Raw genomic sequence first — 26,033 nt, 5'->3', positions numbered from 1 at the left:
GCACGACGCCAACGCGGCCAGCTCGTAGCCGTCCGGATCGGAGAAATGGAAGCGGCGGCCGCCCGGGAAGGAATAGGCGAACCTCCCGCCGGCCTCCTCGACGCGGCGCGGGGTCTCCTAAGGTTCTCGGCATGCCTCGTCCCGTTTTGGCACGATCGGATTGGCATCTAAATTGCAAATTGAGACTCGCCGAGTTGGGGCCGAAATCGGTCTGGTACATTCGAAGCCAGGCTCGCTGAATGGCGGGCGAACTTCTTCGGTCGCTATGTGAGCGCCTTCATATCAGTTTCACATACGACGGCTTTGAATGGTGTCGCCAGAGCGCTGGCGAGGGAGATGGAAATGGGTTTAGCCGAAAACTTGTCTGATGTTTCGCTCACATTCGCTTGTCCGGATTGCTCGCATCCGACTGCAAGGAAGGGCTCTGCGCTGAGAACAATCGCACACATCAGATGCGACGGATGTAATGCCAAGGTGCGGATCACCTATCCGCAGAAGCTAGCGATCTTCGAAAAGCACAAGCTACTAGCCACCCAAGGCGCCTTGCGATTGGCTATTGTTTAGGCATAGACAGCGACTAGCAGGACCCAACAGCACGTTGCTTTCTCGCTAAGAGCTACTTTCGCTTGTCCTTATTTTTCTAGCGGCATGAGTCGCAGTAGGGAGAAATGGTCGCGCCTTCCTCGGTGGTCCGGGACATGCAGAAGGACAATTGATGGGGGCGCCGGATCCGGTCCGGCGCCCCCTCCCCACCTCTTCACTTCGCCGACCACACGGCCAGCTCGTAGCCGTCCGGATCGGAGAAGTGGAAGCGGCGGCCGCCCGGGAAGGAATAGGCGGGCTTGACGATCTTCCCGCCTGCCTCCTCGACGCGGCGTTGGGTCTCGTCGAGCTTGTCGGCATAGAGGATCACCACCGGCCCGCCTGCCGCCTTGCTCTGGCCACCGAGGGCGAAGCCGCCGGTCAGGCGGCCATCGTTGAACTCGCAATAGCTCGGCCCGTAGTCCTTGAAGGACCAGCCGAAGGCCTTGCCATAGAAGTCGCGCGAACGCGGGATGTCGCCGACGGAAAACTCGACATAGTCGATGCACTTGTCGTTGCTGGATTTGGCCATGATCTTCTCCTTTCGTGGTCTTTGGGAGCTCAGCGTTCGAGCATTGCCTTCAGGGTGTTGAGGTCGCGCTGCACGGCGGCGGCGTCGGCAGCGAAGATCTCCTCTGTCATGCCCGGTGCCTTCAAAAGCGTGAACATGACTTCTGCGCCGGTCCCGTTGGGTACCACGCGCACCGCGTTGCGGGTTTCCTTGCGCTCGGCAAAGACGATGTGATCGAGGACACCGAATTCATTGGGCGGGGAGAAGCGGATGCGGATAACCCGGCCATCGGGGCCCTCCGCCGTCCATTCCTCGCCCGATCTTTCGAAGCGTCTGCCGAGGCCTGCCGCCCAGCGCTGGAAATTCTCCGGGATGGAGGCGAAGTCGTAGACTTCGCGCCAGTCCCGGTCGATGGACACGGTGATGATGCGGGATTTGTAGATGGTCATATCTGCCTCCTTTCCAATGAAGGCAGACTAGGCGGAGTTGGCGGTGGCGTATTGAACGAAACGGCCAGCTCAGGCGCCGAACTGTCGCAGAACCGCCGCGGGCGAGAACCCGGACAGACGCCGCACCTCACGCGTGAGATGTGCCTGGTCGGAATAACCGGCTTCGAACGCAAGATCGACAAGGCGCGGCTCGGCGGACTGCCGCGCCAGGTTCAGAAACCGCTGGAAGCGGAGAATGCGGTCGAGCGTCTTTGGACCATAGCCGAAAGCCTCTTGGCAGCGTCGGCGAAGCGTTCGCGGGCTGACGTCGAGCCGGTCTAGGATGACCGCCATCCCCGGGCCGGCGGATTCGGTTTTCAGCGCGTTGAAGGCAAATCCCATGTCCGGAGGCGGCGGCTCGATCTCGGGTGCGAGCTTGAAGAGCGCACCTTGCATCGCCTGCATTCGCTCCGCCGTGGAGGACGCATCACCAATTCTCTGGGCGACTTCGCGCGCCAGCGTTCCCCAGAAGTGGCTGAGCGCCACCCGGCCGCCGACGATCTCCGACATCGGCAGGCCAAGCCACCGGCTTGCCGCACCCGGCCGGAAACGGGTGCCGATCACGGTAGAGCCGGGTGTCAGCGTAGAGAGGGCTACGGCCACGTCGGGACCCGCCACGACCAGATCGCCGTCGATCCAGGTGATGTCGACGCAGCCGTCGGGGACCACGGCCGACAAGCTCCCCGCGTCCCGTCGCAATGTATTGGACCAGACGCATTGGAAATGCCTTTCGAGTACGGCCGGAGGATTGAACTCGCGGTAGTCCCCAATCGCCCCGGAAAGGATGGGCGCTCCGGAAAGGACGGGTGTATTGTCGCCAGACATCACGAGCCTCTCCTGTTGAGGAACATTTTCGCAGGGATCGCAGTCTTCGGTCCCGAAATCTATTGCGATGGCGGCTTGCTTCAACCCTTGTTGCGGTCCTCGATCAGGTCTGCCTGGTATGGTTGCATGTCAGGCGCCGGAGGGCGAAGTCGGTGACCTTGGCGCCTGCGCGCGACGCGCGCCATCAGCGGCGATTGCCGCATGACACCATTCTTACTACTCCTATGCTTGCAGAGGACCACGTGGCATGAGCATTTTCGACAGATTTTCCTTGGCTGGCCGTGTGGCGCTCGTCACCGGAGGTGGGCGCGGGCTCGGCTTCGAGATCGCGCGCGCGTTTGCCGAAGCGGGGGCCCATGTGGTTGTGACCGGACGTACGGCCGCGGTGCTCGACGGCGCCGTCGCCGCCATTGCAGAAGGCGGCGGCAGTGCTGAGGCGGCGGTCTTCGACGTAGCAGACGTGGCGGCCGGCCGCACCGCTATCGCGGATGTCCGCAAGGCTCGCGGTCGGCTCGATATCCTCGTCAACAATGTCGGCGCCCGCGACAGGAGGCCGCTTGCCGCGTTCGACGACGACGATATCCTTGATCTGATCCGGACCGATCTGCTTTCGGCGATCTCTCTGTCGCGGGATGCGGCGGAAATCATGAAGGCGCAAGGGTATGGCCGGCTGATCTCTGTCACCTCGATCGTCGGCGAGATGGCACGTCCCGGCGATGCCGTCTATCCCGCCGCCAAGCAGGGGTTAACCGGCCTGATGCGCAGCATGGCCGTCGAATACGGCGCGCATGGTGTAACCAGCAACGCCGTTGCCCCGGGGATGTTCGCAACCGAGACCAATGCCGCGCTGGCAGAAGATCCCGACATGCTTTCCTTCGCTCGCCAGCGGGTTCCGCTGCAACGCTGGGGACGGCCGGAGGAAATCGCCGGCGCCGCCCTTTTCCTGGCCAGCGATGCGGCATCTTTCGTCAACGGCCATGTGCTGACCGTCGACGGCGGAATGTCCGTGCAGATGTGACGGCGAAAATTCGCCTCGGTGTCAAACCACGTTCATTTTGACACAGTCCTTACCTCTACGCTGCAGAGCAAGATCCTCAAGCAGATGGTCGTTGAGGTAACTGAGTGGCGCGAGTTCAGGCGATGTGTTGGGATTTGACCTTGGCTGCCTCCCGAAACACGCCGCGAGCTTGCGGTAGAGGGAACTTGACCATCTTGACATAAAAGTTTCCAACGACCGAAGGGTTAGACTTCGGCCTCGCTTTGCGTTGATCGGAATATTGGGACCCAAAGCCGCGAACGAGCGGCGCAGCCCTAATGGGTTTCAGCCCCAGTTTTTGTCGTGCTCTGCGTGCGTGCTAAGGTAGGCGCCGGGCGCGAAATGGGTGTCGTAGAACTCTGTGTCGAGGCGATGCGCCTGGAGATACATCAGGTTGAAGATCGCCGGCACTGTGGCCGGGAATCTGCCGAAGGTATCGTATATGTACTGGGCCATCACGGACACGCAGTCGACGAACTCCGCTCCCATCGGCGCGGCGCTGCTGCGGATTGTCTCCGAGCGCTTGTAGGGGCCTTTCGTTTCGCCATGGAACGGCCCGCCCCTGCCGAACTTACGCTCGACCACCGCTTCCACAGCGGCGCGCATGTCCGGAAAATGTGGTGGGCAGTGCGCCTCAAAGACGCCCGGCAGTCCGGTCACATGGGGCAGTGGTTTCCCGGGGATCATGTCGAACCGGAATCCGAGACCGGGAATGGCGGGATCACCGCTGGCGCCCTGAACCGTGAATGGGTTGAGGCCATCGTACATCCAGCCGCCGAGACCAAGTGCTTGCAGCATGAGGGCGCCGGCGTAGCAGGCCGTCGAGGTTTCAACGGTGACTTCGGTGAGGGCCAGCTGCTCTATGAACGTCAATGGATATGGATTTTGCAGATCCACCAGTCCGGCGAAGTTCTCCATCCCCGGGATTGGCCGGCCATTAAGGTCGTCATAGACGCAAGCTCCGTTCTGAACGAGGTAGCAAAGCGTGAGCACCATGTGCTGAGCGAGATCCGCCACAGGAATGATCAGCGTGCTACCTGGAACATTGCCACACCACTCGTTGTGCATCTCCATGTGCTCGGGAGAGCGCGGAACGTTTAACCGCTGATCCGCCAGCTTGACGATGCGCGACCGGTGCGCCCCGAGATACGCATCCAACTCGGTCTCTGCGCCACCCGAACTAATCGACGCCATGTCCCGCGTCGGCAGGAAATAGACTCCGGTGTCGTCGGTGAAGAATACCTCCGACGTGTGAAACCCTGCCGACGACGGAAATGTGCGGCCACCGGCGGCGCCCGCATAATTTGGTATTTTGGGAGCATAGGTCTTGTTGTGTGGGATGAGATTTGCCCACCCCGTATTGCCCGCCACCGTGGTCAGGAGCAGCATCTTTTCCATCTCGGTGATCGGCGCCGCAGGACTTTTTGAGGTATAGGCAAGAGGACCGTCCGGAATGGATGCGCCCTTCGCAAAACGCCGCGAGCGGCGCCCGTGAATCGCTTGGATCAGCGGAAAGCTGGAGACCTGTGCAAGGCCGCGCTCCGGGGCTGCTGTACTGACATCATTTTTCTGCCTCGCCGGAGTGGCGCCGGACGCGATGCCGCTCAGCAGGCCACTTGCACCGATTACGGATGCACCCAATACGTTTCTACGGGTTTGGTCGAACATTGCTCTGTCTCCTGCGGCGCATCGGCGGATTGAGTCCAGCCAGCGGATGCGCCGTCTAGTTCGTGGTTTCGGATGCCCAGAACATCCACGGACCAGCGTTCCAAAACCAGTTGGCTTACGGTATACTGATCGCGAATTGAAAATTACTTTTTAAAACAACGCCTTGCAGAGCCACAGCCGGCATACCTGCTCGCCGGTATCGCTAGATTTTGTACCGACGGTCCAGAAAGCGGGTATGCCTTGAGCACAAATGTACGCGGAAGTTCGACGCGACAACGGATTATGGATGTCGCCCAGGACGCTGTCCTGCTGAAAGGTTTCGAAGCGACGTCGATCGAGGAAATCGTCGCGGCCGTAGAGATATCCAAGGGCGGATTTTTCTATCATTTTGCCGACAAGAATGCGTTGGCGCAGGCCTTGATCCGGCGTTACATCAAGGAAGAGGATCGCATTTTCGACGACTTGTTCGGCAGGGCGCGCGAACTCAATGACGATCCACTGCATGCCATGCTGGTCGGCCTGAAAATGCTTGCGGAGCTGTTCGAGAATTTGCCGCAGGCGCACCCCGGCTGCCTGGTCGCTACGACCGCCTATCAGGACAGAATGTTCGACGCCGAGGTTCGCGAGTTGAATCGTTCCGCAATCCTGGGCTGGCGTGCCAGGTTTCTCGCAATGCTCGAGGATATCCGGGCGTTATATCCTCCCAACGAGCCTGTCGACATCGGCGCGCTCGCCGACATGGTCATGGGCGTGGCCGAAGGAGGTATCATTCTGTCCAAGGCATTGAACGAGCCGGGTGCGCTGCCGGCTCAAATCATGCTGTTCCGGACTTATTTGAAACTGCTCTTCAGCCATCGTTTGAAGCCTGCATCGTGAGCATGCGGCGTGATGACCGGGGTCTCGTCCAGTTGATTTCTCCGCCCAAATATGATGCTCCTCGCGCCCATGAAGAAGCTCTGTCTTACGGTTCTGGCGTCGGTGACGCTGTCGTGGCCGGCTAGCGCGATGGATAGCGCATTGCGCGCCGGCTTGTTGAAACTCGATCCGCAAACCCGGCTCGAACAGCGATGTGATGCCGAAGTGCTCGACCGGATTACCCATGACGACCGCAAATACAAAGCCGATCGCGTGGTCGCCTACGCTTTTGCGACGCCCGAAATGGACACTGACGCAATCACAAGTCCTGGGGCTGCCTTTCGCAGCAAGGGACAATGGTACCGGCTGAAATACAAGTGTCAGACGGCACCGGACCATATGCAGGTTCTGGATTTTCGCTATCGGATCGGCGAGGAGATTCCCGAAGCCGACTGGTCGAAATACAACCTCTACGACTAGCCTGTCCCGATCATGGCAGCTTTCGCCTGCTGGTGATTGCCGCCGCGATCAGGCAGTTTGCCGTCTTTGTCGCCGAGCAGTCTTGACGCGCGGGAACCATACACGTTACGGCGTCCGGACACTCGACGCGAACGATTGGCGACCAAGCAAGGAAATTCCAGCTAATGGAAATTTTTACCGCCGCTGGCCTGTCGGCCCTGCTTCAGGTCATTGCCATCGACCTTGTGCTTGCCGGCGACAATGCCATCGTCATCGGCCTTGCCGCGGCAGGCCTGCCGTCGGACCAGCGCAAGAAGGCGATTCTCGTCGGCATTGCGGCGGCCACCGTGCTTCGCATCTTCTTTGCCCTGATCACCCAGTGGCTCCTCACAATCGGCCCCATTCTTCTCATAGCCGGCGGCCTGCTGCTGCTTTGGGTGTGCTGGAAGATGTGGCGCGAACTCCGTGTCAGCCACGAGCAGGAACATGACGCCACGGAATCGTTGTCGAATGTCGATTACGACAAAAGCGGAGCGATTGCCGGCAAGGGACCGCGCAAGACCTTCGCTCAGGCAGCCTGGCAGATCGTCATTGCCGACGTTTCGATGTCTCTCGACAACGTCCTCGCAGTCGCAGGCGCAGCGATGGACCATCCGACGGTCCTGATCATTGGTTTGGCGCTGTCGATTGCATTGATGGGTTTCGCCGCTTCGTTTGTCGCACGCCTCCTGCATAAGTACCGCTGGATTGCTTATATCGGCCTCGTGATCATTCTCTACGTCGCCGTAAAGATGCTTCTGGATGGTGCCGTGCAGCAGTTCCCCGACCAGTTTGCATTCCTGGCGCCCTGGTTCGGGCCAGGCGGTCATTGAACCTGATCCTTGGCAGTGCAGGTCCGCACGAGCGCACCAGCCACTCCTCGGTTTGCTTGACTGCCGAACTATGCTATTGCGCCGTGCAAATTGAGCTTCTGCGAAAGTTCAAAGATCAACATGTATCGAGACTTCCGGGCCGGGCCTCAGGGTTTCCGGCCCGCGTCCATTGGAAACCGCATATGTCCGCCCCTCGCGTCAGCTTCGTCAGTCTTGGATGCCCGAAAGCGCTCGTTGATTCAGAGCGCATCATCACGCGTCTCCGCGCGGAAGGCTACGAAATCGCGCGCAAGCATGACGGCGCCGATCTGGTCGTCGTAAACACCTGCGGTTTTCTCGACTCGGCTCGCGACGAATCGCTCCATGCCATCGGCTCCGCCCTTTCGGAGAACGGCAGGGTCATCGTCACCGGTTGTCTCGGCGCCGAACCGGACGTCATCCGCGAAAGACACCCAAACGTTCTCGCCATCACCGGTCCGCAGGCCTACGAGAGCGTGATGGCTGCCGTGCATGAGGCCGCGCCCCCGAGCCACGATCCCTATGTCGACCTGTTGCCGCCGCAAGGCGTCAAGCTCACGCCGCGCCACTATGCCTATCTCAAGATTTCGGAAGGCTGCAATAACCGCTGCACCTTCTGCATCATCCCGGCGCTGCGCGGCGATCTCGTCTCGCGGCCGGCCGCCGACGTGCTGCGCGAAGCCGAGAAACTGGCCAAGGCCGGAGTCAAGGAAATCCTGGTCATTTCGCAAGATACCAGCGCCTACGGTATCGACATCAAATATCAGACCAGCATGTTTGGCGACCGCGAAGTGCGGGCAAAGTTCCTCGATCTGTCGGAGGAGCTCGGCAAGCTCGGCATCTGGGTGCGCATGCACTATGTCTACCCCTACCCGCATGTCGCCGATGTCATCCCGCTAATGGCTGAGGGAAAGATCCTTCCCTATCTGGACATCCCGTTCCAGCACGCCTCGCCGCAGGTGCTGAAGAATATGCGCCGGCCCGCCCATGGCGAAAAGACGCTCGACCGCATTCGAGGCTGGCGCGAAATCTGTCCGGATCTGGCCATTCGCTCCACCTTCATCGTCGGCTTCCCCGGCGAGACGGACGACGATTTCGAGATGCTGCTCGACTGGCTGGACGAAGCCAAGATCGATCGCGCCGGCTGTTTCAAATACGAGCCGGTCAGGGGCGCCCGTTCCAACGACCTCGGCCTCGAACAGGTACCGCAGGACATCAAGGAGGCGCGCTGGCACCGCTTCATGCAGCGCCAGCAGAAGATCTCGGCGACGCAGCTCGCCAGGAAGGTCGGCAAGCGCCTGCCTGTCCTGATCGACGAGGCGCACGGCACCTCGGCCAAGGGCCGCACCAAATACGACGCGCCCGAAATCGACGGATCGGTGCATATCCAGTCGCGGCGCCCGTTGCGCGCCGGTGACATCGTCACCGTCAAGATCGACCGCGCCGACGCCTACGATCTCTACGGCTCAGCTGTCTGACGCAGCTCGCTGTAAACGAAAGGGCGCCGCGCGGCGCCCTTTCCTGTCAAGATCTTGGCCCTGTCAAAATTTTGACGTGTCAATATCTTGGCCTGTCAGGATTTTGGTCTCCGCTAGCGCTTACTTCGGCAGCTTGTCGTCGACGCCCTTGATGTAGAAATTCATGCCGAGCAGCGTGGCGTCAGTAGCGACCTCGCCGTCTTTCAGCCATGGCGTTCCATCCTGCTTGGCGATCGGCCCCGTGAAGGGGTTCCATCCCTCGACGATCTTCTTTTCGGTGGCTTGCGCCATCGCCTTCACGTCATCGGGCATGTTGGTGTAAGCGGCCATTTTAACAGCGCCGTCCTTGATGCCCAGCCAGACATTGCCCGGCTTCCATGTGCCGTCGAGCACGGCCTTCACCCGGCTAATATAATACGGCCCCCAATCGTCGACGATCGAGGTCAACTGCGCCTTGGGGGCAAACTTGATCATGTCCGAAGACTGACCGAACCCTTGCAGCCCGCGCTCTTCGGCGACTTGCAGGGCGGCGGTCGAGTCGGTGTGCTGGACGATGATGTCGGCCCCCTGGTCGAACAGAGCCTTGGCGGCGTCGGCTTCCTTGCCTGGATCGAACCATGAATTGACCCAGACGATCTTCGCCTTGAAGTTCGGGTTGACCGACTGGGCGCCGAGCATGAAGGAATTGATGCCCATCACCACTTCGGGGATCGGAAACGAAACGACGTAGCCGGCGACGCCCGACTTCGATTGCTTGGCTGCGATCTGGCCGAGGATGTAGCGGCCTTCGTAGAAGCGCGCATTGTAGATGCCGAGATTGTCCGACGTCTTGTAGCCGGTCGCGTGCTCGAATTTGACGTCGGGGAATTTCTTGGCGACCTTCACTTCGGGGTCCATGAAGCCGAAGGAAGTGCCGAAGATGATCTTGCATCCTTCGCGTGCCAGTCGCTCGAAAGCACGAGCGGCATCGGGACCCTCGGAGACGTTCTCCAGGTAGGCGGTCTCGACCTTGTCGCCGAGGGCCTTCTCTACGTCCAGGCGGCCTTGGTCATGCTGGTACGAATAGCCGAAATCGCCGATCGGGCCAGTATAGACCCAACAGGCTTTTAGCTTTTCCTGCGCCTCGGCGGTCGCCGCCAGCGACCATGCTGCCGCGGCGGCCATCAGCGCAATAAGCAGTTTTTTCATCGTGTTACCTCTCTGAGTTAAGCCTTGGAGCTTCCCGTCTGTTTTTATTGTCAACGATCCGGAACGAATGGCTGCCCCAAGGAAGCCGGTGTGTTCATCATCGTCAAACGCTTGTTGCGCGAGATTAGAACGAGAACCACGATGGTTGCCAGATAGGGCAACGAAGAAAGCAGTTGCGATGGAACCGGAATGCCAAAAGCCTGTGCATGAAGCTGGCCGATCCATACCGCGCCGAAAATATAGGCGCCAGCCAGCAGTCGCCACGGCCGCCATGACGCGAACACGACCAGCGCCAGCGCGATCCAGCCGCGTCCGGCGGTCATGTTCTCCACCCATTGCGGCGTGTAGACCAGCGAAAGGTGACCACCGGCAAGGCCTGCACAGGCGCCGCCGAAGATCACCGAGAGATAGCGGTAGCGGATGACCTGGATGCCAAGCGCATGGGCCGATGTGTGGCTGTCACCGATCGAGCGCAGCGTGAGCCCGGTGCGGGTCTTGAACAGGAACCACATGACGGCGGCGGTCAACGCGATCGAGATGTAGAAGATCGGGTCCTGGCCGAACAACAACCTGCCGATGACGGGAATCTGCGTCAGGCCGGGTATGTCGAGATTTGGCAGCCTCGCGCCGGGCAGACCGACAAAGCCGGTTCCCATCATTCCGGAAAGGCCGAGGCCGAGCAATGTCAGCGATAGGCCGGTCGCCACCTGGTTGGTGGCCAGCGACAATGTCATGACGGCGAACAGCAGCGAAAACACTGCACCCAGGGCGATCGCTGCCAACAATCCGATCCACGGCGATCCGGTGAGATAGCCGGCGCCGAAACCGCCGACGGCCCCCATGATCATCATGCCTTCGACACCGAGATTAAGCACGCCGGAACGTTCGACCACCAGTTCGCCGATCGCCGCAATCAGCAAGGGCGTCGCCGCAGTTGCGATGGTCAAAAGAATGTTGACGGTGATGTCCATCAGCGGGCCTCCTCCAGCTTCGGCACGGATTCAAGCTTTGGCGTGGCAAAGCCGATCAGGCGAATGCGGTAGTGAATGAGCGTATCGCAGCCGAGCACGAAGAACAGGAGCATGCCCTGGAACACACGCGCCACCTTGTCGGAGATGCCGAGCGCGCTTTGCACCGCCTCGCCACCGAGATAGGTCAGCGCCAGCACAAGGCCCGCCGCGACGATGCCGAGTGGATTGAGACGGCCGAGGAACGCCACAATGATGGCGGTGAAGCCGTAGCCGGGCGAAATCACCGGCTGCAGCTGGCCGATCGCGCCGGAGACTTCGGAAATACCGGCAAGTCCGGCCAGTGCACCCGACAGCATGAAGGCGAAGAACACCATCCGGTTGAGGCCGAACCCTGCGAAGCGCCCTGCCCTGGGGCTTGCGCCGAGCACGCGCACCTCAAAGCCTTTCAGCATGCGGCTCATCAGGATCCAGACCAGCACCGCCGCGACCAGCGCGAAGACGAAACCCCAATTGGCGCGGCCGGAGGCCGGCATCAGTTCCGGCAAGATGGCGGAGTCGTTGAACTGTATCGTCTGCGGGAAGTTGAAACCCTGCGGATCGCGCCAGGGACCGCGCACCAGCCAGTCGAGGAAGAGCTGCGCGACATAGACCAGCATCAGGCTGGTCAGGATCTCGTTGGTGTTGAAGCGCGTCTTGAGCAAGGCGGGAATGGCGGCGTAGGCGGCACCGCCAACCATGCCGAACAGCAGCATCAGCGGCAGCACCAGCGGGCCTTCGAATTGCGGAAGCAGCACCGGAACGATCGAGCCGGCGATGCCGCCCAGGATGAATTGGCCTTCCGCACCGATATTCCAGATGTTGGCCCTGTAGCAAACCGACAGGCCGACCCCGATCAGGATGAGTGGTGCGGCCTTGATCGCCAGCTCATGCAGCTGCCAGACCTGGCTAACCGGCTCGATGAAATAGATTTGAAATGCCTTCAAAGGATTGACGCCAAGCAGTGCGAACAGGACGGCGCCGGCAATGATCGTCAACACGAATGCAATGAATGGCGACAGTGCCGAGAACAGCATCGAGCGCTGTGGGCGTTTGACGAGTTCGAGGCGCATCATGACGTCTCCAAAGCGTGTTCGGCGTGGCCGGGCTCGGCGCCACCCATCAGCAGTCCGATTTTTTCGAAAGTGGCCTCAGCGATCGGCAAAGGCCTCGACAATTCGCCATTGTGCATCACCGCGATCGCGTCGGATATTTCGAACAGTTCGTCGAGATCCTGGCTGATGACCAGCACCGCCGAGCCGCTGCGCGCCAATTCGATCAGCGCCTGGCGAATGTGGGCGGCGGCACCGGCGTCGACGCCCCATGTCGGCTGATTGACGACCATGACGCCAGGCCTGCGGTCGAGTTCGCGGCCGACGATAAATTTCTGCAGATTGCCGCCCGAAAGCGCCGCCGCCTCCGGGTCCGGAGCGCTCTTGCGCACATCCATCGCCTTGATGATGCGCTGCGCAGCGGCATAGATCGCATCGCTTCTGACCATTCCGCCGGCGCCGACAAACATCTTGCCGTCGGTGGCATGGCGCGACAGGAGCAGGTTTTCTGAAAGCTTCATGCGGGGTGCTGCACCGTGGCCGAGCCGCTCTTCCGGCACGAAGGCCGCGCCCATCAGCCGCCTGCCGGTGATGCTGAGGCCGCCGGCATCCTTACCGCGGATGCGCACCGAGGCGGCATCCTGCTGCGGCACCTCGCCGGAAACGGATTCGAAGAACTCGCCCTGGCCGTTGCCTGCGACGCCGGCAATGCCGATCACTTCGCCGGCGCGTACCGTCAGGTTGATGTTCCTGAGCGGGATCGAGAACGGCGTTGCCGGCTTGCGGCTGAGCGCGCGGATTTCAAGCAGCGGCTGCGCGGTCTCGATACCTTGGGCCGGCGCGCGCACCACGGCCTGCACGTCGTTGCCGACCATCATGCGCGCCAGCGATGCTGCGGTTTCCTTGCGCGGGTTGCAATGGCCAACCACCTTGCCGTGGCGCAGCACCGTGGCGCGGTCGCAGATGCGCTTGACCTCTTCCAGCCGGTGCGAAATGTAGAGGATGGACTTTCCTTCCGAGCGCAGCCGCTCGAGTGTCTCGAACAGCTTGTCGGCTTCCTGCGGCGTCAGCACCGAAGTCGGCTCGTCGAGGATGATGAGCTGCGGCGTCTGCAGGAGACAGCGGATGATCTCGATACGCTGGCGCTCACCGACCGACAGGTCGCCGACCAGCGATTGCGGGTCGAGCGGCAGGCCGTAGCTGTAGGACAGCGCCCTCGCCTTCGCTGCAATCGTGCTGATCGGCGAACCGTCGTCCAACGATAGCGCGATGTTCTCGGCCGCCGTCAGCGCCTCGAACAGCGAGAAATGCTGGAACACCATGCCGATGCCGAGCTTTTTCGCAAAGCCGGGATTGGTGATAGTTACCGCCTGACCGTTCCAGAAAATCTCGCCCGAATTAGGCTCCAGTGTTCCGAACAGCATTTTGACGAGTGTCGACTTGCCGGCGCCGTTCTCGCCGAGCAACGCGTGGATTTCGCCCTTTGCAACATTGAGGTCGACATGGTCGCACGCCGTCAGCGTGCCGAATGTCTTGGTGAGGCCACGAACCTCAAGCAGGTTCTCGCCGTCCTGATTTGCACTCACAGTGCCTCCCATCTGGTTTGCCAGACATGTTCTGTGTTCCCGCAGGCATGGTATGCGCGGCCTGCTCCCGTCGGAAAGCGGCACGCGTCTTGAAAGAGCTTCAAGAATTTCAGCGGAAACTCAAGGGGTAAAGAGCGCGCGCCTGAAAAGTCGACGTCATGGGACGAGAATGGTTGTCCCGGTCGTTCTGCGCCCTTCAAGATCGGCATGCGCCTTGCCTGCGTCCTTCAGCGCATAGCGCTGGTTGATCCTTATCTTGACTGCGCCACTGAGCACGACGTCAAACAGCGCGGCTGCGGACGCCTCTAGGTCCTCGCGCCTGGCATTGTAGACGAACAAAGTCGGCCGCGTCGCGAACAGCGAACCTTTCTGCGCCAGCAATGACATGCTGAACGGTGGGATCGGCCCTGACGATTGTCCGAAGCTGGCGAACATGCCGAGCGGCTTCAGGCAGTCGAGCGAGGCGGGAAAGGTGTCGTTGCCGACCGAATCATAGACGACGTCGCACTTCTTGCCGCCGGTGATTGCGATGACGCCGGCCACGAAATCCTGCTCGCGGTAGTTGATGACATGGTCGAAGCCATGCGCCTTGGCGAGCTCGATCTTGTCGGTGGAGCTGGCGGTGCCTATCACGGTTGCGCCAAGATGCTTGGCCCATTGTCCGAGGATCAGCCCGACACCGCCGGCCGCCGCGTGAAACAGGATGGTGTCGCCCGCTTTCACCTTGAAGGTGCGGCGCAGCAGATATTCCGCCGTCATCCCTTTCAGCATCATGGCAGCCGCCTGTTCGTCGCTGATGCCGTCGGGCACCTTTACGACACGATCGGCGGCGATCACGCGCTGCTCGGCATAGGCGCCAGTCGTCACGGCGTAGGCGACGCGATCGCCCGGCTTCAGCCAATCGATATCCGCACCGACTTCTACAACCACCCCGGCCGCTTCGCTGCCGGGTATCAGCGGGAAACCGCCCGGCGGCGGATAAAGGCCGGAGCGATGATAGACGTCGATGAAATTGAGGCCGATGGCTGTATGCCTGACCAGGATTTGGCCCGACCCGGGTTGGCCCGGATCGGCGTCCTCATAGGTCAGAACCTCCGGACCGCCATTGGCATGGATGCGGATCGCTTTGGACATTTCTGGCTCTCTTGGGATTAGGCGCTCTTGGGGATCAGGCGCTCTTTGGGATCAGATGCTCTTGGGGATCAGGCTTTCCTGTCATCCGGCTTGGCGCCGAGATTTGGAAAGAGCTGCATGATACCGCCGATGCAAGCGAGGTAAAGCCCGGTGACCGTGATGCCGATCTTGGTGAAGACGCTCACCTGCTCGCCCAATACGCCAATCTGATCGTAGAAGGCGGCGAGCGCTGCCTGCGCCAGGGCCAGCGCTCCGAAAGCGCACCATAGCAGCGTCATGCCAAGGTTGATCGGCCGCAGCCGCACCACCCGCACCGGATGGATGAAATTGATCGGCACAAATGTCAGGATGCCGGCCACCACGACCACGGCGAAGGAAACCCATTGTCCCGGCTCGATGACGAACAGCGTGAACACCACCATGTTCCAGACCACCGGAAACCCCTTGAAGAAATTCTCCTTCGTCTTCATGCCGGTGTCGGCATAGTAGATCGCGCTCGACACAACGATGATCGCCGCCGACAGGAACGACAGGCCCTCACCCATGAAGCCGCGCTGGTAAAGCGCGAAGGCCGGTATCAGCACGTAAGTCACGTAGTCGATGATGTTATCGAGGAGTTCGCCCGACCATGTCGGCAGGATTTCCTTGACGTCGAGCTTCCTGGCGATTGGCCCGTCGATGCCGTCGACGAACAGCGCCAGCCCCAGCCACCAGAACATCGCCGTCCAGCGCTGCTCGCTCGCAGCCACCAGCGACAGGAACGCCAGGAACGAACCCGACGCGGTTAGCAGATGGACCGAAAACGCGCGCGCCTGCGGCCACGTGACTTTCTTCTTTGGCCTCGGAATCCTGTCCGTGATTTTCCTGGCCGTTGTTTTTTTGCTCACGGGCCCCGCCAGTCCAGCTTGCAGATTTCGGCCGAGCGGCCGGCAAAATTCCAGTTGCGGCCGAAAGCCCGCATCTTGCTCTTGTCGGATCTGGCCACGATGACTTCCGGTGCGATCCAGTACTCCGAATTGCTGATCACCGTATCCTTGTCGCGGTCCTTGCCTGAAATCGGCGTCACCGCTCCGTCGATGATCTTTGGGATCTGGAAGATACGGGTCCTGTCATGCGTCTCATAGGTGATCGGCGCTTGCTCGACGCCGAGGAACTTTCCGACCAGGATGGAAAGCAGCGAGGTGGTTCCGCCGGCCTTGCCGGTGAAGATCCTGGTCAGCGCCTTGACCGCGTAGACTGAGGCGCGCTTGTCGATGAACAGTCCGGCTGTCCAGTTGCCACGGCTCATATAGCCGGGGATTTCCATGACCAGCCCAAGATTGAGGCCGGACAAGTCGACCTCGCCGAAATGGCCGGCATCGATGCGGAATCCGGCCCAGGTCTGGCAATATCCCTCGGTCGGCGGATGACTGCCGAGAGACAGCACGCAAGGGCAAAAAACCGTGCAATTGCAGGAGAGCACCAGCTCTCCTTTCATTGCCCAGCTTTGCTCTGCCATCGAATTCTCTCCCCTCATGCCGAGACTACTAGCAGGGCGGTTGCCCAGACAAGCAGTATCGCACCGGCGATCCGGGTTGGCAGCCTGCCCGCCGTCTGTTTTTCGATCAAGGTGAACAGGCCGATCAGCGCCATCCAGAACACGTTCATCACACCGACGGCGAACATCACCAGCATCAGCGCCCAGCAGCAGCCGAGGCACCAGACGCCCTGCTCCATGCCGAGCCGGAAAATGCGGCCGGGCTTCGCGCTCCAATTCGAAAACAGGACCGCAAACGGATTTCTGCACTTTGTCAGGCAGGCTTCCTTCAGGCCGCTGAACTGGTAGAGGCCGGCAATCGAAAGCGCGGCTGCTCCGGTCGCTCCAGCCACTGGATCGAGCATCTGCACAGGTGAGGCGAAGGCGTGGACGATGAGCGTCAGCACCGCGAAGGCTGCCGACGCAGCCAGCCACACGCTGACGTATCCGGCGACCAGGATCAGCGGGTGGACGACCGGTTCGCCTTGGATCCGGGCCGTATCGGCGATCTCGCAATAGGTGCGGATCATCGGCGCCGCTGAAGGCAGCATGGTGGCAATCGCCATCAGGAACCACATGATGACAAGCGCGCTGCCCTGTGCGCCGACGCCCCCGTCGAGCGGCGCGGGTGCAAGACAAAGAGTGAAGAAACGCTCGAGAAAATCCGGCAGTGGCAGCTGCGGCAGATTTCTGAGCATCGTGTCGCCGGGTGCATCGATACCAGGAATCCGGCTTTCGGCGCCACGTATCGCCATGGCGCCAAGAAGCAGCCACGCCAGGAGGACGCCCCCGCCCAAAACGAGGGTCACGGTCAGTCGAGGATTGCGCGAGATGCTCGCCGTGACACGGCCGACACGGTCGAGATGGCTGAAATCATGATCTTGGCCGGTCATGGCAAATCGAATGGGCCGAATCGCCGCGTTGATCAAGCCGCATGATCTGACCTATATGCTCGTCAGGTCGGAGCGACCGCCTCGCATCGCAACCGGGAAGCCGAATTTGGACCATCGGGAGACAGCACGGATACTGGTTGCCGGCAGCGGCCCGGCAGGGCTGATTGCAGCGCTTGGCTTCGCAGATGCTGGCTTTCCCGTGACACTCGTCGGACCTGAGGCAAATGGCCAGGACGGCCGTACGACGGCCTTGATGGACCCGGCCCTGAAGATGCTTGAACGGTTGGGCGTCGTCGACCAGGTGAGATCCCAGGCCGCACCGCTGAAGGTGATGCGCATCGTCGACGCAACCAGCCGGCTGATTCGCAGCCCGGTGGTCACTTTTCGCGCCAGCGAAATCGGTGAGGAGCAGTTCGGGCTGAACCTACCCAACAGCGCACTCAACCCTGCGCTTGCCGGGGCCGTTGCCGCGCATTCGGGCATCGAATGGCGAAAATCGATGGTGGAGACCTGGCGCCTCGACGCCGAGCATGCCCATGCGATCCTGTCTGATGGCAGTGAGATCGCAGCATCGCTGGCGGTCGCTGCCGACGGGCGCCTGTCGCCGGCCCGCGAGGCCGCCGGCATCTCGACATCCGCCCGGTCCTATCCGCAGGCGGCACTGGTTCTCAATTTCAGCCACCGCAGCGATCATGCTTTCACCTCGACCGAATTCCACACCGAGACCGGCCCGTTCACCCAGGTTCCCCTGCCCGGCAACCGCTCCAGCCTTGTCTGGGTTGTAGAACCGGAGACGGCCAAAGAACTCGCCGCCCTGGACGACGCGACGCTTTCGACGCGGGTCGAACTTCGAATGCAATCGATGCTTGGCCGGGTGTCCGTCGAGCCCGGCCGGCAGATCTATCCGCTTTCGGGCGTGACGCCGCGGTGCTTCGCTCGCAACCGAGTGGCGCTTGTCGGCGAAGCCGCCCATGTGTTTCCGCCGATTGGCGCGCAAGGTCTCAACCTTGGTATCAGGGATATCGACGATCTGATTGAGATTTCTTGCGAAAACAGGGCTGACCCAGGCGCCGTCAAAGCACTCGCAGCTTATGATTTCAGGCGTCGACCCGACATTCTGGCACGCAGCAGTGCGGTCAATCTGCTCAACAAGTCGCTGCTCTCTGACATGCTGCCGGCCCAGATGGCGCGCAGTGCAGGCCTCGGCGTGCTCGGCGGCTTCGCGCCGCTGCGCGCCTTTTTCATGCGCGAGGGCTTGCGGCCCGGCAGTGGTTTTGCAGCGCTCACCGGCGGCTTAAGGAAACAAGTCCGGCGGTAGTACGCCATGGCGGATCATGTAGAGCAGCCCGGTCACCGTCACGACCGAGAGGCAAGTGGTGATCAGCACGCTGGCCGAGGCCCGCTGCACCCAAACGCCATATTGTTGGGCTATGACGAAGACATTGGTTGCGGTCGGTAATGCCGCCAGCAGGACCGCTGAAAACATCCAGGTCTCGGAAAAGTTGCCGATCCAGCTCAGAACGACATAGCAGAACAACGGGTGCAGGATCAGCTTCAGCGCAGCGATCAACGCCAGTTCGTGCGGGATGCGATTGAGTGGTCTTAGCGCCAGGGTGACGCCCATGGCGAACAGCGCGCAAGGTGCCGCCGCCCTCGAAAGATATTCGAGGAAGCGCTCTGCCGGCACAGGCGGGCGAAAACCGATATAGGCGGCGCCCACGCCCAGGGCGGTCGCGATGATGAACGGATGCAGCACGATCTTTCGCAAAACGCCCAGGATGAGCCGCGATGGCGACGTCTTGTCGTCGCCGGCCAGCGCCATCATCATCGGCGCGACGGCGAAATGCAGGATGTTCTCGAAACAGAAGATCAGGGCTACCGGCACCGCCGCCTCCTCGCCGAAGGCCAGCAATGCAAGCCCCGGCCCCATATAGCCGATATTGCCGTAGGCGGCGGCCAACGCCTTGATGGTCGATTGCGCTATCTCGCCTCTCGACGTCAGCGCCGACCATGCGAACATCAGCGAAAAAACCGTGTAGGTGGAGAAGACCGAGCCGAAGATAAAGCTCCATTCGGTCAGCCGCTCGAACGGCGTCTTGGCAAGCAGTTGGAAGAACAGGGCCGGCAGCGCGACATAGACGATGAAGGTGTTCATCCAGCCGAGCGCTTCCAGCGGCTGCCCGGTGATGCGCGCCACCAGGAAACCTATGAAAATCAACCCGAAGAATGGAAGAACAAGACCGATGACGTCTGACATTTTGCGCTGACACTAACCCTCGGGCGGGGCTAGCCCGTAGCTTGATGGCGCGTCAAGCGCTTCGGCATTGAATTGATGCGGCGTTTGCGTCAAATAGAGGTAGGTCTCGGCCCTAAAGTCGGGCTCGATTTTTTGTTGCGTAACGGGTAAATTTCAAGGTCCTAGAGAGTCATTGGCGCATTCCAAGGACGCGCGGCACTCTTAGGACTTAGTGGTGAGTACGATGAAAACAGCCAAATTCTCGATCGGACAGGTGGTTCGCCACCGGCTGTTTCCGTTCCGCGGCATCATTTTCGATGTCGATCCGCAATTCGCCAACACCGACGAATGGTACGAGGCGATCCCCGCGGATGCGCGGCCGTGTAAGGATCAGCCCTTCTACCACTTGCTCGCCGAGAATTCGGAAACGGAATACATTGCCTACGTGTCTGAGCAGAACCTGCTCGAGGATCAGTCTGGCGAACCTGTGCGGCATCCGCAGATCGGTGAGATGTTCGACAAGATGCCCGATGGGCGCTACGAGCCGAGACGCCAGTCAAGACATTGACGTGACGGGATTACGGGCCTGGCTTGGGTCAAGAACGGTCGGCCAGAACAAAAAAAGCGGGGCATGACCCCGCTTTTTTCTGAGTTATTTGGCCCTGAGGCGATCAGTTGGCGGTTTTCGCCTTGTCCTGCTCTTCCTTGAGCTTCTTGGCGAAGTCCTGATTGTTCTTGGCCACGAAGTCCTGAAGCTTCTTTTGCCGATCCTCGATGTCTGACTGCTGCAGCGGCGGCCCGTCAAAGGCGCCGCTGAAGCCGGTCAGCGCGATCTTGATCGGGTTCGGCTGGTTCTGGAAATTGACCGAAGTCAACGTCAGGTTGGAACCCTTCTTGAAGGAGGCGACGAGCTGGTCGGTCAACGGTACTTCCGCCACGCAGCGGTCGGGGAAGCAGATCACATAATCGAGCTTCTGCGCCTTCCCGGTATCGATCTGAAGGCCAATGCCGGGAGGAACCAGGCGGCCGGTCGGAACCGTTACCTGGAACACCTTGCGGTTCACCTTGCCCTTCAATTCGATCAGGCTGACGCCGGTGACGAGCTGGCCGTTACCGGCTGTGGTGATGTTTTGGACATTGCAGATGTCGACGTCTTCCTGCTTGGTGCAGGCTTTGAACCAGCCCTGCGGAATCTGCTGTTGTTGCTGCGCAAACGCAGCGGGAAGTTGTGCGCCCAGAAAGCCGACCACGCCAGCGGCCAGGACCGACAGGCGGTACGCGTTGCTGTTCAGGCTCGTCATATCGTGCACTTCCTCTCAAATGATCCCGGGACCGGCTTCTTCGCGCCGTGTGGTCCAGCTACCTGTTGCCAAAATGAGGCAACAGAATGACTCGGACGGCGTGTTACACTGCAAGCGGTGCCGAATCCAGCCCGCTACCCGCAATTCTTGAACTGGCGATTGGCCGTAAGGCGACCGGCTCATGTTAGGGTGCGCTCCGAATCATCAAGCCGACCCAGTAAGGAGACGGTCATGGGCCGCGTTCTTGTTTGGCTGATCGCCGCGATCTCGTTTGCCAGCCTTTCGCCGGAGCCAGCGCTGTCGGAGCCGAAACACGCGATCGCCATGCAGGGCGAGCCGGCGCTGCCGGCCGACTATACGCATTTCAACTACGTCAATCCCGATGCGCCCAAGCGCGGCAGCATCACCTATTGCGTCGTCGGCAGCTTCGACAATCTCAACCCGTTCATCCTGAAAAGCCTGCGCACGACCGCCCGCGGCGTGATCGATAGGATCTTCGGCAATCTCGTCTTCGAACCGTTGATGCAGCGCAATGACGACGAAGCCTTTAGTCTTTACGGCCTGCTTGCCGACACTGCCGACATGGACCCGGAGCGCAAGAGCATTGAATTCCACCTCGATCCGCGGGCCAAATGGTCGGATGGCCAACCGGTGACTGCGGAAGACGTTCTGTTCACTTACGACGTGTTTACCGAAAAAGGGCGGCCACCTTACAGCGCCCGTATGAGCATGGTCGCCAAACTCGAAAAGACCGGCGACCGCAGCGTGCGCTTTACATTCAATGACAAGGCCAACCGTGAGACTCCGTTGATTATCGCGATGACGCCAATCGTACCGAGGCATGCTTTCGACAAAAAGACCTTCGACAGGACCACGCTGAAACCTGTGATCGGCAGTGGCCCATACACCGTGGCGCAAGTGGCGCCCGGCCAACGCATCGTGTTCAAGCGCAACCCAAATTATTGGGGCAAGGACATCCCTGCCAAGCGCGGTTTCGACAATTACGACCAGATCACCATCGAATATTTCCTCAATGCCAACGCCAAGCTGGAAGCTTTCAAGAAAGGCATCTGCGCCATCGATGATGACAGCGATCCCGTCAAGCGCGAGCGCGATCTCGACTTCCCGGCCTTCCACAAGGGCGATGTGATCGCCGAAACCTTCGACACCGGCATCCCACCAGTGGTGACGGGATTCCTGTTCAACACACGGCTGCCGAAATTTTCCAATCCGGTCGTTCGACGCGCGCTCGGCATGCTCTACGACTTCGAATGGGCCAACAAGAGCTTGTTTGGCGGCAAGTACATGCGCACCATGAGCTATTGGCAGAACTCCGAGCTTTCCGCGCTCGGTCATCCGGCCGACGACAGGGAAAAGGCACTTCTGGCGCCCTACCCGGGTCGTGTGCCGGCCGATGTCATGGACGGAACCTGGCGGCCACCCGTCACCGACGGCTCGGGCCAGGACCGCAAGGTGCTAAAGGCCGCGTACGACATATTGAAGGGCGCGGGCTATACTTTGCAAAATGGAGCGATGCTCGATCCAGAGGGCAAACCCTTCGGCTTCGAGATCCTGACTGCCTCGCAGAACGAGGAGCGCCTTGCCACCATCTACCAGCGCACGCTGGCGAAGATCGGCATCGATGTCGCCATCCGCAGCCTTGACGGCGACCAGATCCAGTCGCGCAAGCAACGTTTCGATTTCGAGGTGCTGATCGGTACCAGCGGCTTCGAGAACTCGTTGTCGCCCGGCATCGAGCAGCTCGGGCGCTGGGGATCCGCTGCCGCCAATGCCGAAGGGTCATTCAACCTCGCCGGCGTCGCCGATCCGGCGGTGGATGCCGCACTTGAGGCGATGCTCGACGCCCGCAGCCGCGAAGACTACGTTGCCGCCGTCCGGGTTCTCGACAGATTGCTGATCTCCGGCAACTACATGGTTCCGATGCAGCACAACACGCAGCAATGGCTTGCCTACTGGAACTACCTGGAACATCCTGAGAAGACGCCCATATCAGGCTATAGACTGCCAACGTGGTGGCGCAAGGCGAACTGAATACGATCCGTACCGAAGATCCGCGTCAGCAGGAACTGGAACCTCGGTTGCGTGCCGACCTCCAGATGAGGTCATGCTCAAAAGAAATGTCTCCCCTCCTGACAGGAGATCGCGATGAGCGAACTGAACTCCATTACCGTCGACGTCGTGTCCGATGTTGTCTGCCCGTGGTGTTTCATCGGCCAGAAGCGGCTCGACAAGGCGATTGCCGCGGCAAGCGATATCGACGTGCACATACGCTGGCGGCCGTTCCAACTCGACCCGACCATCCCGCCCGAAGGCAAGGATCGCCGCGAATACATGGTGGCCAAGTTCGGCAGCGACGAACGCATCCGCGAGATCCATGCCCGGATCGAGCCGCTGGGCGAGGCCGAGGGGATCAATTTCGCCTTCGCTGCCATCAAGGTCGCGCCCAACACGCTGGACGCGCACCGTGCCATCCGCTGGGCTGGAGCTGCCGGCGAGGCCGTGCAGAACCGGCTGGTGCGACGTCTGTTCCAGTTGAATTTCGAGGAAGGCGCCAACCTGGGCGATCATGTCGTGCTGATCAAAGCCGCCCGCGAGGCGGGCATGGACGCATCCGTGGTCGAGACGCTTTTACCGACGGACGCCGATGTCGAGGCGGTCCGCACCGAAATCGCCACCGCTTCGCGCATGGGCATCACTGGCGTGCCGTGCTTCTTGCTGGAGGGCAAGTATGCGGTGATGGGTGCGCAGGATGCCGATACGCTCACAGACGCCATTCGCCAGGTTGCGGCGGCCAAGGCGCGGGGTGAGCTGGAGAAAGCGGACTGAATAGACGCTACCCCACCGCCACCTTGGCGCTGCCGCCAACGCACGTTTCCGGTCACTTTTCCGACCGTCGCCAAGTCAACGTGGCAACAGAGATGTGTCGAAGACAGCACGTTTTTGCGCGCTTGCGTCCTCCCCAACATAAAATTAGCTGATCGACTTTTCACAAAACTGTGCAAAAGAGCTTCCCTTGGGGAAGGTACAGGCGCTCGCCTATGCGAACCGTACAAGCTATTGAAATTATTTAGATAATATGCCTTTGGGAACGTCACCGCATGACGTTGCGATGCTGAATTCTGTTGCCTGACGGCAACGGCGAGAGGTTCAATCCCCCGGCAGGCCAAGAAAAGATAATGGAAAATGATCAATTGATGTTACTGTCTGTAACAAAACTAAAAGAGGTTTGGGCGGATAGTGATTCGGGTCGGCAGACCAGAGCGACATTCAATATCGGAAAAATGGCTCCGCGGCGCCGCAAGGCCTCCGCTCCTGACACCGGTTTCCTCGATGCGCAGCTTCTGGGGACTGATGCGGGCCTACTGGTTCTCGGACCGCTGGGTGGAGGCCTGGACACTGACGCTGGTCATCGCGCTGTTCACCGCGCTCTCCAGCAAGGCCGGGGTCTGGTTCGCCGAAGCGTCCGGTGAACTGGTCAACTCGATCGCCTTCTACCATGATGCCGCGAACACCACGCCGCTCGCGTCGCTGCTCACCAACGCCGGCATACTTATCCTTCTGGTCGTGCTCAAGGATGCGGGCTTTACCGGCATCCGCACCTTTGTGTCCGCGACGCTGCATCGCAAATGGCGCGGCTGGCTGGACAGCCGTTTCAACGAAGCGCTTCTCGACACCAACCATACGCATTTCCACGCCCAGCACGGGTCCTCCGGCACGGCTGCTCCCGACAATATCGACCAGCGCGTCCAGGAATCGATCAAGGACATGACCGGCGGAGCCATCGGCCTCGCCATGGGGGTCATGGCTGTCGCCACATCGCTCTATTTCGTCGGCCAGAAACTGCTTGAAACCTCGGTAGAGGTGAAAGGGTTGGAATTCCTCGGCAGCTATGGCAGCGCAGTCCTGGCTTTCCTGGCGGTCGCCATATACGTGCCGCTGAATACCTGGATCGCGGTCAAGCTCGGCAGACTGCTGGAACGGCTCAGTATCATGATGCAGCAGTCCGAAGGCAGTTATCGCGGCGAGCTCACGACGTTCCTGCGCCGCAGTTTCCACGTCGCCGCCTCACAGGGCGAGAACGTGCAAAAGACGATGCATAACCGGCTTTATGTAGACATCGATCGCACCTGGGCGCGGCTGAACATCGTCAACACCAGCTACCGTTCTTTCGAGCTGGTCTACAATTTCATCGGTGCCCGCATTGTCGCCTATGCGCCGGGCCTCGTGCCCTACATCCACAACCGTTTCGATCTCAAGGGCTACATAACCGGCTCCGAGATGGTCAACTCGCTGATCAGTCAATGCTCGTGGTTCATCCACGTCATGCCTTCCATCGCGGCGCTGCGGGCCAATAGCCAACGCGTGACCGAGCTCGCCAATGCGATCGAAAATGTCCAGCATCCGCAGGAATTCTACAGTCTCACCGGCTGCTCCGATTTCCGTTACGATCGCCAGAACCCGGTTTTCGGCCTGACTATCCAGAAGCTGGAGCTGACCCATCAGGGCGAGGACGCCACGCCGTTCCTGAGCGCTGCGAATTTGCGCTTCCGACGCGGCGAGTGGACGTTCCTGAAGGGCGAATCGGGCTGCGGCAAGACATCGCTGATCAAGGCGATCAACGGTTTGTGGCCCTATGGCCGCGGTACCATCGTCTTCCCGGAAGGGGTCGAAAGTTTCTATGCCGCCCAGGAGGTGAAGCTGCAGCAGGTCTCGCTGAAGCAACTGGTCTGCCTGCCCGGCTCAGAGCACGATCACACCGACACGCAGGTTGCGTCGGCTCTGCACAGAGCGGGCCTTGGCGATTTCATCGAACATATGGCCGATGAAACCCGTGAGGGTATGAACTGGGACCAGGTGCTTTCAGGCGGGCAGAAACAGAAGCTGGTTGTCGCCCGCATCGTGTTGCAGCAGCCAGGGCTGCTGTTCCTCGACGAAGCGACCGGCGCCCTCGATCCCGAAGGGAAGATCGCTTTCCATCAGGCGATCAAGGACCATTGTCCAGACGTCACGGTGATCTCGATCATGCACGAGGCCGTGCCGCCAAGATCGCTTTCAGGCGCCGAATTCTACCACAGCATCGTTACCATTGCGGACGGTGTCGCGACCAAGAAGCCGCTGGCGCCGAGCCTGCCGGTCGAGCTCACCACCATCCTCGCGCATCCAAGGCCGGTCGAGGAAAAATGGCTGCGCTTCCCTCGCCGCATGAGGCAGAAATAGCGGCGACGAAAGATCGCTGCTCACCGTCGCGTTTCACCCGGATCGGTGATCCAATTTTCAATGCCGCCGGTGATCCCGCCTTGCCGGCTG

24 protein-coding genes and 2 pseudogenes are annotated in these 26,033 nt (G+C 60.6%); 11 read left to right on the top strand and 15 right to left on the bottom strand.

The annotated features are described in order from the left end of the window. Positions 1–15: 15 nt before the first annotated feature. The 4 genes and pseudogenes from AC0L26_RS08050 to AC0L26_RS08035 all read right to left on the bottom strand — a co-directional run. Positions 16–117: pseudogene (locus tag AC0L26_RS08050) on the bottom strand (VOC family protein); the annotation flags it as partial. Between the two features lie 640 nt (positions 118–757). Next, the gene (locus AC0L26_RS08045; RefSeq protein ID WP_473632059.1) at positions 758–1,114 is read right to left on the bottom strand and encodes a VOC family protein; all 357 of its coding nucleotides are present in this window, start codon (positions 1,112–1,114) and stop codon (positions 758–760) included. Between the two features lie 29 nt (positions 1,115–1,143). Then, on the bottom strand, positions 1,144–1,542 hold the full coding sequence (locus AC0L26_RS08040) for an SRPBCC family protein (protein ID WP_473632058.1): 399 nt from the start codon (positions 1,540–1,542) through the stop codon (positions 1,144–1,146). Between the two features lie 69 nt (positions 1,543–1,611). Continuing rightward, positions 1,612–2,406: a DUF6597 domain-containing transcriptional factor gene (locus AC0L26_RS08035; RefSeq protein WP_473632057.1), complete on the bottom strand. Its 795-nt coding sequence runs from the start codon at positions 2,404–2,406 to the stop codon at positions 1,612–1,614. 247 nt (positions 2,407–2,653) lie between these two features. Between AC0L26_RS08035 and AC0L26_RS08030 the strand changes: the two genes are divergently transcribed. Continuing rightward, on the top strand, positions 2,654–3,424 hold the full coding sequence (locus AC0L26_RS08030; protein WP_473632056.1) for an SDR family oxidoreductase: 771 nt from the start codon (positions 2,654–2,656) through the stop codon (positions 3,422–3,424). 303 nt (positions 3,425–3,727) lie between these two features. Here the strand turns inward: AC0L26_RS08030 and AC0L26_RS08025 are convergent, their stop codons facing one another. Further along, positions 3,728–5,110, bottom strand: a complete 1,383-nt coding sequence (locus AC0L26_RS08025; protein ID WP_473632055.1) for a hypothetical protein — start codon at positions 5,108–5,110, stop codon at positions 3,728–3,730. A gap of 282 nt (positions 5,111–5,392) precedes the next feature. On the opposite strand from AC0L26_RS08025, the pseudogene AC0L26_RS08020 reads away from it, so the two are divergent. The 5 genes and pseudogenes from AC0L26_RS08020 to rimO form a co-directional block, all read left to right on the top strand. Then, a pseudogene (locus AC0L26_RS08020) lies at positions 5,393–5,470 on the top strand (hypothetical protein); the annotation flags it as partial. 147 nt (positions 5,471–5,617) lie between these two features. Beyond that, positions 5,618–5,986, top strand: coding sequence for a hypothetical protein (locus AC0L26_RS08015; RefSeq protein ID WP_473632159.1), 369 nt, complete (start codon positions 5,618–5,620; stop codon positions 5,984–5,986). A gap of 51 nt (positions 5,987–6,037) precedes the next feature. After that, positions 6,038–6,445, top strand: coding sequence for a DUF930 domain-containing protein (locus AC0L26_RS08010; protein ID WP_473632054.1), 408 nt, complete (start codon positions 6,038–6,040; stop codon positions 6,443–6,445). A 164-nt stretch (positions 6,446–6,609) separates the two neighbouring features. Continuing rightward, entirely contained in the window at positions 6,610–7,296 is a 687-nt protein-coding gene (locus AC0L26_RS08005) for a TerC family protein (RefSeq protein WP_473632053.1), read from the top strand. Between the two features lie 182 nt (positions 7,297–7,478). Next, positions 7,479–8,792, top strand: a complete 1,314-nt coding sequence (rimO, locus tag AC0L26_RS08000) for a 30S ribosomal protein S12 methylthiotransferase RimO (protein ID WP_473632052.1) — start codon at positions 7,479–7,481, stop codon at positions 8,790–8,792. Positions 8,793–8,912: 120 nt separating this feature from the next. On the opposite strand, the gene AC0L26_RS07995 is transcribed toward rimO, so the two are convergent. From AC0L26_RS07995 to AC0L26_RS07960, 8 genes are all read right to left on the bottom strand, one after another. Further along, positions 8,913–9,980, bottom strand: a complete 1,068-nt coding sequence (locus tag AC0L26_RS07995; RefSeq protein ID WP_473632051.1) for a BMP family ABC transporter substrate-binding protein — start codon at positions 9,978–9,980, stop codon at positions 8,913–8,915. 50 nt (positions 9,981–10,030) lie between these two features. Beyond that, positions 10,031–10,951, bottom strand: a complete 921-nt coding sequence (locus AC0L26_RS07990) for an ABC transporter permease (RefSeq protein WP_473632050.1) — start codon at positions 10,949–10,951, stop codon at positions 10,031–10,033. Continuing rightward, entirely contained in the window at positions 10,951–12,063 is a 1,113-nt protein-coding gene (locus tag AC0L26_RS07985) for an ABC transporter permease (RefSeq protein ID WP_473632049.1), read from the bottom strand. Before AC0L26_RS07985 ends, AC0L26_RS07990 begins: the two co-directional genes overlap by 1 nt. Continuing rightward, entirely contained in the window at positions 12,060–13,637 is a 1,578-nt protein-coding gene (locus AC0L26_RS07980; protein ID WP_473632048.1) for an ABC transporter ATP-binding protein, read from the bottom strand. The genes AC0L26_RS07985 and AC0L26_RS07980 overlap by 4 nt, the downstream gene beginning before the upstream one ends. A gap of 144 nt (positions 13,638–13,781) precedes the next feature. Beyond that, positions 13,782–14,759, bottom strand: a complete 978-nt coding sequence (locus AC0L26_RS07975) for a quinone oxidoreductase family protein (protein ID WP_473632047.1) — start codon at positions 14,757–14,759, stop codon at positions 13,782–13,784. Positions 14,760–14,827: 68 nt separating this feature from the next. Next, a complete protein-coding gene (gene pcsA, locus AC0L26_RS07970; RefSeq protein ID WP_352930231.1) occupies positions 14,828–15,646 on the bottom strand; it encodes a phosphatidylcholine synthase in 819 nt (272 codons plus the stop codon). Next, positions 15,643–16,257, bottom strand: a complete 615-nt coding sequence (locus AC0L26_RS07965; protein WP_473632046.1) for a DUF1326 domain-containing protein — start codon at positions 16,255–16,257, stop codon at positions 15,643–15,645. Before AC0L26_RS07965 ends, pcsA begins: the two co-directional genes overlap by 4 nt. Positions 16,258–16,271: 14 nt before the next feature. Then, the gene (locus AC0L26_RS07960) at positions 16,272–17,168 is read right to left on the bottom strand and encodes a DUF2182 domain-containing protein (protein WP_473632045.1); all 897 of its coding nucleotides are present in this window, start codon (positions 17,166–17,168) and stop codon (positions 16,272–16,274) included. A gap of 106 nt (positions 17,169–17,274) precedes the next feature. On the opposite strand from AC0L26_RS07960, the gene AC0L26_RS07955 reads away from it, so the two are divergent. Then, the gene (locus tag AC0L26_RS07955) at positions 17,275–18,486 is read left to right on the top strand and encodes a UbiH/UbiF family hydroxylase (protein ID WP_473632154.1); all 1,212 of its coding nucleotides are present in this window, start codon (positions 17,275–17,277) and stop codon (positions 18,484–18,486) included. Here the strand turns inward: AC0L26_RS07955 and AC0L26_RS07950 are convergent. After that, entirely contained in the window at positions 18,463–19,425 is a 963-nt protein-coding gene (locus AC0L26_RS07950) for an AEC family transporter (RefSeq protein ID WP_473632044.1), read from the bottom strand. The two genes, AC0L26_RS07955 and AC0L26_RS07950, sit on opposite strands and share 24 nt — an antisense overlap. A gap of 223 nt (positions 19,426–19,648) precedes the next feature. On the opposite strand from AC0L26_RS07950, the gene hspQ reads away from it, so the two are divergent. Beyond that, entirely contained in the window at positions 19,649–19,972 is a 324-nt protein-coding gene (gene hspQ / locus AC0L26_RS07945) for a heat shock protein HspQ (protein WP_473632043.1), read from the top strand. A 103-nt stretch (positions 19,973–20,075) separates the two neighbouring features. On the opposite strand, the gene AC0L26_RS07940 is transcribed toward hspQ, so the two are convergent. Continuing rightward, positions 20,076–20,705, bottom strand: coding sequence for an invasion associated locus B family protein (locus AC0L26_RS07940; RefSeq protein WP_095486806.1), 630 nt, complete (start codon positions 20,703–20,705; stop codon positions 20,076–20,078). Between the two features lie 231 nt (positions 20,706–20,936). Between AC0L26_RS07940 and AC0L26_RS07935 the strand changes: the two genes are divergently transcribed. The 3 genes from AC0L26_RS07935 to AC0L26_RS07925 all read left to right on the top strand — a co-directional run bounded on the left by AC0L26_RS07935 (position 20,937) and on the right by AC0L26_RS07925 (position 25,943). Next, entirely contained in the window at positions 20,937–22,757 is a 1,821-nt protein-coding gene (locus AC0L26_RS07935; RefSeq protein WP_473632042.1) for an extracellular solute-binding protein, read from the top strand. A 114-nt stretch (positions 22,758–22,871) separates the two neighbouring features. After that, entirely contained in the window at positions 22,872–23,552 is a 681-nt protein-coding gene (locus AC0L26_RS07930) for a DsbA family oxidoreductase (RefSeq protein WP_473632041.1), read from the top strand. 504 nt (positions 23,553–24,056) lie between these two features. Next, positions 24,057–25,943 (top strand): ABC transporter ATP-binding protein/permease, encoded by a 1,887-nt coding sequence (locus AC0L26_RS07925; RefSeq protein ID WP_473632040.1) that lies wholly within the window; start codon positions 24,057–24,059, stop codon positions 25,941–25,943. The last annotated feature ends 90 nt before the right edge of the window (positions 25,944–26,033 follow it).

The organism is Mesorhizobium sp. WSM4823 (assembly GCF_055811195.1).
Note: the sequence above shows the minus strand (reverse complement) of the source record. Positions and strands in the feature narration are given on the sequence as shown.